This window comes from Pseudomonas sp. K5002 (genome assembly GCF_013386655.1).
Classification (GTDB): Bacteria; Pseudomonadota; Gammaproteobacteria; order Pseudomonadales; family Pseudomonadaceae; genus Aquipseudomonas.
Genome location: NZ_JACARK010000027.1, coordinates 23,697 through 30,008 on the forward strand (window position 1 = coordinate 23,697; position 6,312 = coordinate 30,008).

Consider the following 6,312-nt stretch of genomic DNA (forward strand, 5'->3'; position numbering starts at 1 on the left):
TCAGGAAGCTCGCGGAATCACGGAAATCGCCGGGAAGCAGGCATGCGAGGGGCGTCAGCTCGACGCCCTCCCGCCACCGGTGTTATTTGTTTTCGAGCAGGGAACGCAACATCCATGCGGTCTTTTCATGCACTTGCATACGCTGGGTCAGCAAGTCCGCCGTCGGTTCATCACTGACTTTATCCAACAACGGGAAGATCCCCCGGGCTGTGCGAGTCACCGCTTCCTGGCCTTCGACCAGTTGCTTGATCATGTCTTCAGCGCTCGGCACACCCTCTTCTTCCTTGATCGAAGAAAGTCGCGCATACACCGAGTAGGCACCCGGTGCGGGAAAGCCCAGGGCACGAATACGCTCTGCGATTGAATCCACCGCCAGCGCCAGTTCGTTGTACTGCTCTTCAAACATCAAGTGCAGTGTACGAAACATGGGCCCCGTTACGTTCCAATGGAAGTTGTGGGTCTTCAGGTAAAGTACATAGGTATCGGAAAGCAGTCGCGAAAGTCCATCAACGATTGATTTACGGTCTTCTTCACTGATACCAATATCGATTGCCATGTGTTTCCCCTTCAATTGATAAAAATTCATTGATCAGGTGCAGGACCACTCTAGCAAGAGTGCCGGCCGTGCGCAGCCTGGCTGACCCTTTCGAGGTGCGGCAAATCGCCCCTTGCAGAGCGGGCTTGCCCGACAGGCAAGGCTTCAACAGCTACCGGAAAAATTACCCAGCACCTGCGAAAAAGCCTGCACCTGTCTAGGACAAGTGTTTGACGCAGAAATGCCGTGCCCCTTGTAACAGCCTGAAATGCTTGATTTGAGTAGGCACAGGCTTTGCTGTTAAATAGGCAGCGTGTCGCCGCCGATATTTTTCGCGGCAAGCGGCATAGGCTGATACCCGTGCACGTGCCCAACGCCTCCCATTGTTCAGAAGCGAACCGTGCCCGTCAGCTCTTCCTTGTGATCCGTCTTAACGTGAGTTAATCAAAATGTTGAAAATCGTCCACCTGCTAACGGGCGCTGCAGCTTTGCTGCTGTCCTTTATCCCCAGCCTGCGATCAGAGACCCTGCCTTACCTGCAGCAACCTGACGCTCTCTACCTGACCTTCTTTGGTCTTCTTAACCTGACACTGGCTCCAGTCATTCCATACTGGAACAAAGGCCCGCGTCATCAACTGCAAAACCTGGTCAGCGCCCTGCTGGTCCTGGCTGTTGTCGTGCAAACCCTCACCCTGCTGGCGCCTATGCCTGAAGTCGGTGGCCACCCGGCCGTCCTGCTCAGCCTGGCAATAGCACTGGTAGCCATCGTTCTTCATCTGGCCATCAGTTTTTACCGCTCCTCCCCGGCCGCTGCGTCGCAAAGCTACGACATGACCAACCGGGATACCGGGACCGTCAAGTGGTTCAACACCTCCAAGGGCTTCGGCTTTATTTCCCGGGATTCGGGCGACGATATCTTCGTCCACTTCCGGGCGATTCGCGGCGAAGGCCATCGCGTACTGGTGGAAGGCCAGCGCGTGGAGTTCTCCGTCATGAACCGTGACAAGGGGCTGCAAGCTGAAGATGTGATCGCCGCATTGCCGCGTCGCTGATTCCAGCACCCCGAAAAAAAGAAACCGCGATGCAGCCTGGCTGCATCGCGGTTTTTTTTATGCCCGGGGGTTCAACCCCCGCCTTATTAATAATGAGGCGGCGGCGCCTCTTCCTCGGACGACTCGAACTGGCCGCCCATTTCTTCCTGGCGCTTGAGCAACGCAGTCATCTGCAACTGCAGGCGTTCCACGGCACGCTGCTGGGTGACCAGGATGTCATTCAGGGTCTCGATGGTGTCGTCCTGAAAGGCCAGGCGGCTTTCCAGGTCGGTCACGCGGGCTTGAAGATCCATGGCTCAAGCCTCCAGGAACGTGAAGTCGGCCGGCAGGATCTCGCGCAGGCGCGCACGAATTGCCACCACTTGCTCGTCACTGTAGGGCTTCGCCGGGTGCTTGCCCCAGACCGGCGCAGGCCAGGCCGCGTCGTCGCGCTTGCGTACGATCACATGCACGTGCAGTTGGCTGACCACATTACCCAAGGCACCGATATTCATTTTGTCGGCGCCGAACCCTTCGTTCAGCCACTGTGCCAGTGCCGTGCTTTCCTGCCACACCCGCTGCTGGTCGGCGACATCCAGTTGAAACACTTCGCTGATACCGTCGATGCGCGGCACCAGGATGAACCAGGGGTAATTCGAGTCATTGGAAAGCAGCAGCCGACACAGGGGGAAATCCCCGATAGGCAAGGTGTCTTGTTGAAGGCGTGGATCTAAGGCGAACACAGCAGTCACTCCCGTTCGGCGGGTCAGGTTTCAGGCGCCCAGCATACCTGCGAATGCCAGTCGCTTCACGGCGAATGCGCGTGGCCGAATACGCGCCCAAACAGGACGCCACGAAAAAAAGCGCACCATTTCGAGACAGGCCAATATTTCAGCTACGCTAAATGACCAATGTATCCAATTCTGGTCAAAGTCGGGACGCAGAACATGCTTCAAGACCTTGAGCCAGACGGCTTTCAAAAGGCGAAGGCTGAACGGGAGCAGAAACGCAGTCAGTGAAGCACTGCACCAAAATGACCCATTTGTGCTTCAAAGGGATCCGCCAACTACCCACCGAACGGGGTGAACCGGTAACGTTTTGTTCTGGTACAGGTTTTATGCGCCACCGAAACGGAGTGCGGCAGGCGCGTCAAGGCCAAACCAAACGGCGTAAAAAGCCCGTGCTTATGCGGTTTTTACAGGCCGTTGACACTTTTCACGAAAAAATCACATTCGGTTACCGGTTTGTGCACGCTTGTTGCATTCACACTCATATCGTCGACAACGGCACCGGCGGGAAGCAGGTGTTTCGCGACGGAAAATAACAGCGGTTCAATGCCTGGCAGGGATGAGTTGAAACTTTCAGGGGTGACTTTTCCACCCCGCTTCCAAGGTTTTAAAACAGCATTGAAGTTGTCAGTCCGGTTACAAGTGGACTGTGAATTTGCGACATGGAGCTAGCAATTTACGACAGGCCCGTAAAGAAGCTGAAAGGATAGATGTGCAAGTATCGTCAATAATGTCTGCGTGATATAACTTTGCGCCGACACAAAAAAGAAAGAGCCGCCCAGACAAAAATATAGGTGGGACGGCAGTACTCTTCCTAAAACCAAAGGAGCAAATCACGATGCGCGTGATGAAGTGGAGCATGATCGCCCTGGCTGTTTCAGCAGGCACCTCGCAGTTCGCAATGGCGTCCTCCCAGGACGATTCAAAGGGCTTTGTTGAAGACAGCACTTTCAGCATCAACACTCGCCTCCTGAACTTTAGCCGCGACTTCCGTAACAATGACACCGGCAAGAGCCGCGTCGACGAAACCGGTCTGGGCTTCAACGGCCTGTACCAGTCGGGCTTCACCCAAGGCACCATCGGTGTGGGTGTCGACGTCATCGGTCTGTTGGGCGTCAAACTGGACAGCGGCAAGGGTCGTTCCGGCACTGGCCTGTTTCCAACTGGCTCCGACGGTCGCGCTCAGGATGATTACTCCAAGGGCGGCGGCGCAGTTAAGTTCCGTATCTCCGATACGGTCCTGAAAATCGGCGACCAGTACACCACCGCGCCTGTATTCGCTTCCGATGACAGCCGTCTGCTGCCTGAATTGCCACAGGGTATCTCGCTGACCAGCAACGAGATCAAAGGCCTGAAACTTGAAGGCGGTCACTTCACTTCGAGCGTGGCACAAGCCCAGACCTACCGCGACAGCCTGGGCCTGACAAAAACCGACTTCATCGGTGGTGTCTACGCCCTGACTCCAGAAGTCAGCGCCAGCCTCTACTACGCGAAGACCGAAGACTACTGGAAAAAAACCTACGCCAACCTGAACTGGACCCATGCGCTCAGCAATGAGCAGTCCCTGGCGGTCGACTTCAACATCTACAGCACCAAAAGTGATGGCGCTGGCCTGCAACGGGCTGAGAAAGACGGCACCACCAAACTGGACAACCGTGCCTACAGCTTGCAAGGCGCGTACACCATCCAGGCTCACACCTTTACCCTGGCCTACCAGAAGGTCAGCGGTGACGGTGACTACGGCTACGGCGTAGACGGCGGCGGCACGATCTTCCTTGCCAACTCCATCGCTCGTTCCGACTTCAACGCTGAAGACGAGAAGTCGTTCCAGGCTCGCTACGACCTGAACATGGCGACTTTCGGCGTACCAGGCCTGAGCTTCATGACTCGCTACGTCAAAGGTACCGGCGCCAACACCGCCGACACCTCGAACGGCAAAGAGTGGGAACGTGACATCGAAGCCAAGTACGTGATCCAGAGCGGCCCGGCAAAAGACCTGAGCCTGCGCGTGCGTCAAGCCACTTATCGCTCCAGCGATGGTGTGTACTACGGTTCGGCGTCCATCGACGAACTGCGTCTGATCGCGCAATACCCGCTGAACATCTTGTAATTGGCAGTTTGATTACAACGATGACTTAGGGTTTCGGCCCTAACTAAAAAGCCGCTCACTTGTTCGCAAGTGAGCGGCTTTTTTATTGCAACTTAATCTCAACAACCGGATAACTAGCAAGCTAACTATCTAGTTTAATCCTGCGTAACAAACCTGACACATCGGCCAGGTTTAATCATCCAGTCACACTATTACTTCCCAGCACTTTCCTGCATGACGCGAATAACCCGTTGTGGAAACGGAATATCAATCCCCGCCGCTTTCAAACGGTCACGTGCCAGTTCATTGAACATGAACATCACATCCCAGTAATCCGAAGTCTTGGTCCAGACTCGCAGGGATACCGTGATCGAACTGTCGCCCAAGGTCGAAACTACCGCTGCCGGCGCAGGATCAGCCAATACACGTGGATCCTTGGCCAGTTCCAGCAGCACTTCACGTGCTTTCTGCAGGTCGGCTTCATAGTCGACCCCCACGTCAAACACCACCTTGCGGGTCGGCTGACGGTTGGTGTTGGTGATGAGGCCGTTGGACAGGCTGCCGTTCGGGATGATCACCGTCTTGTTGTCGCCGGTGCGCAACACGGTGTGGAAGATCTGGATGCTGTCGACGGTACCGGAAGTGCCCTGGGCTTCGATCCAGTCACCGATGCGGAACGGACGGAACAACAGAATCAGCACGCCGCCGGCGAAGTTCGCCAGGCTGCCTTGCAAGGCCAGGCCGATGGCCAGGGTGGCGGCGCCGATCGCGGCAACGAACGAGGTGGTTGCGACGCCGATCATCGAGGCCACGTTGACCACCAGCATGACCTTGAGCGCAATGTTCGCAAGGCTGGTAATGAAGTGTTGCAGCGCCAGGTCAGCATTACGCAATGCCAGCAAACGCCCTACCCGGTGGGTCAAGACGTTGATCAGCCACCAACCGATGGCCAGGGTGACCACTGCCAGCAAAAATCGGCTGCCGTATTCCATGATCATCGGTAACCACGACTCCGAGGTCTTGATCAAGTGATCCACTTCAGCGTTCAAGTCCATCTACATTCTCCTGTTTGCCGGATGTGCGGCCTTATCAATCCCCACATAACAAATGAGCCCCGAAGGGCTCAATCGTTTCTGCAGGTTCTGGGCGTGGGACGTCAAAAACGTCCACAGGTTCCCGAGGGGTCCACTCAGTCGCGGAAGTTATTGAACTGCAGCGGCATGTCGAAGGTCTTGGCGCGCAGGGCAGCAATGGCCTCCTGCAAATCGTCACGCTTCTTGCCGGTGATACGCACCTGCTCGCCCTGGATGGCGGCCTGGACCTTGAGCTTGGCGTCCTTGACGTGAGCGACGATTTTCTTCGCCAGCTCCTTGTCGATGCCTTCCTTGAGCACGGCCTCCTGCTTCATCAGCTTGCCGGACGCATAGGCATCCTTGATTTCAAGGCACTGTGCATCGATCTTGCGCTTGACCAGAGACAGCTTGAGGATCTCAATCATCGCTTCCAGCTGGAAGTCGGCTTCCGCGGTCAGGTTGACGGTCAGCTCCTTTTCCTTGAACTCGAAGCTGCCCTTGCCCTTCAAGTCATAGCGGCGATCCAGCTCCTTGACGGCGTTCTCGACGGCGTTGGTGACTTCATGTTTGTCCAGTTCGGATACCACGTCGAACGACGGCATGTAATTTCTCCAATAAAAAAGGGGCGCGGCTCAGTAGAGATGGAGCACGCCCGGGCTAAAATGCCCGGGCATTATAGCGGTTCTTTCGCCTCGTTCACTGCGGGCAGCCTTACGGAGTAAAAACTGATGTCGACCACCTGGCACGTCCTCGGCGCCGGCAGCCTCGGAACACTGTGGGCCGCCCGCCTGGCCCG

At 56.1% G+C, this 6,312-nt stretch carries 7 protein-coding genes; 2 read left to right on the forward strand and 5 right to left on the reverse strand.

The features are described from left to right. Positions 1-82: 82 nt before the first annotated feature. The gene (locus HX846_RS01490; protein WP_003209800.1) at positions 83-556 is read right to left on the reverse strand and encodes a Dps family protein; all 474 of its coding nucleotides are present in this window, start codon (positions 554-556) and stop codon (positions 83-85) included. A gap of 428 nt (positions 557-984) precedes the next feature. Between HX846_RS01490 and HX846_RS40230 the strand changes: the two genes are divergently transcribed. Further along, entirely contained in the window at positions 985-1,587 is a 603-nt protein-coding gene (locus HX846_RS40230; RefSeq protein ID WP_003209798.1) for a cold-shock protein, read from the forward strand. Positions 1,588-1,673: 86 nt separating this feature from the next. Here the strand turns inward: HX846_RS40230 and HX846_RS01500 are convergent, their stop codons facing one another. After that, a complete protein-coding gene (locus tag HX846_RS01500) occupies positions 1,674-1,880 on the reverse strand; it encodes a SlyX family protein (RefSeq protein WP_003209796.1) in 207 nt (68 codons plus the stop codon). 3 nt (positions 1,881-1,883) lie between these two features. Beyond that, entirely contained in the window at positions 1,884-2,309 is a 426-nt protein-coding gene (locus tag HX846_RS01505; RefSeq protein ID WP_003209794.1) for an HIT domain-containing protein, read from the reverse strand. Between the two features lie 883 nt (positions 2,310-3,192). Between HX846_RS01505 and HX846_RS01510 the strand changes: the two genes are divergently transcribed. Then, complete coding sequence (locus HX846_RS01510) at positions 3,193-4,464, forward strand: OprD family porin (RefSeq protein ID WP_003209790.1); 1,272 nt, start codon at positions 3,193-3,195, stop codon at positions 4,462-4,464. A gap of 191 nt (positions 4,465-4,655) precedes the next feature. Here the strand turns inward: HX846_RS01510 and HX846_RS01515 are convergent, their stop codons facing one another. Together HX846_RS01515 and HX846_RS01520 are read right to left on the reverse strand one after the other, a co-directional pair. After that, positions 4,656-5,498, reverse strand: coding sequence for a mechanosensitive ion channel family protein (locus HX846_RS01515; protein ID WP_003209787.1), 843 nt, complete (start codon positions 5,496-5,498; stop codon positions 4,656-4,658). A gap of 134 nt (positions 5,499-5,632) precedes the next feature. Beyond that, on the reverse strand, positions 5,633-6,118 hold the full coding sequence (locus tag HX846_RS01520; protein ID WP_003209785.1) for a YajQ family cyclic di-GMP-binding protein: 486 nt from the start codon (positions 6,116-6,118) through the stop codon (positions 5,633-5,635). Positions 6,119-6,312: the final 194 nt, after the last annotated feature.

Coding starts and splice junctions, on each gene's coding strand:
- HX846_RS01490 (WP_003209800.1), bottom strand. CDS start 556: ATGGCAATCGATATTGGTATCAGTGAAGAAGACCGTAAATCAATCGTT.
- HX846_RS40230 (WP_003209798.1), top strand. CDS start 985: ATGTTGAAAATCGTCCACCTGCTAACGGGCGCTGCAGCTTTGCTGCTG.
- HX846_RS01500 (WP_003209796.1), bottom strand. CDS start 1,880: ATGGATCTTCAAGCCCGCGTGACCGACCTGGAAAGCCGCCTGGCCTTT.
- HX846_RS01510 (WP_003209790.1), top strand. CDS start 3,193: ATGCGCGTGATGAAGTGGAGCATGATCGCCCTGGCTGTTTCAGCAGGC.
- HX846_RS01515 (WP_003209787.1), bottom strand. CDS start 5,498: ATGGACTTGAACGCTGAAGTGGATCACTTGATCAAGACCTCGGAGTCG.
- HX846_RS01520 (WP_003209785.1), bottom strand. CDS start 6,118: ATGCCGTCGTTCGACGTGGTATCCGAACTGGACAAACATGAAGTCACC.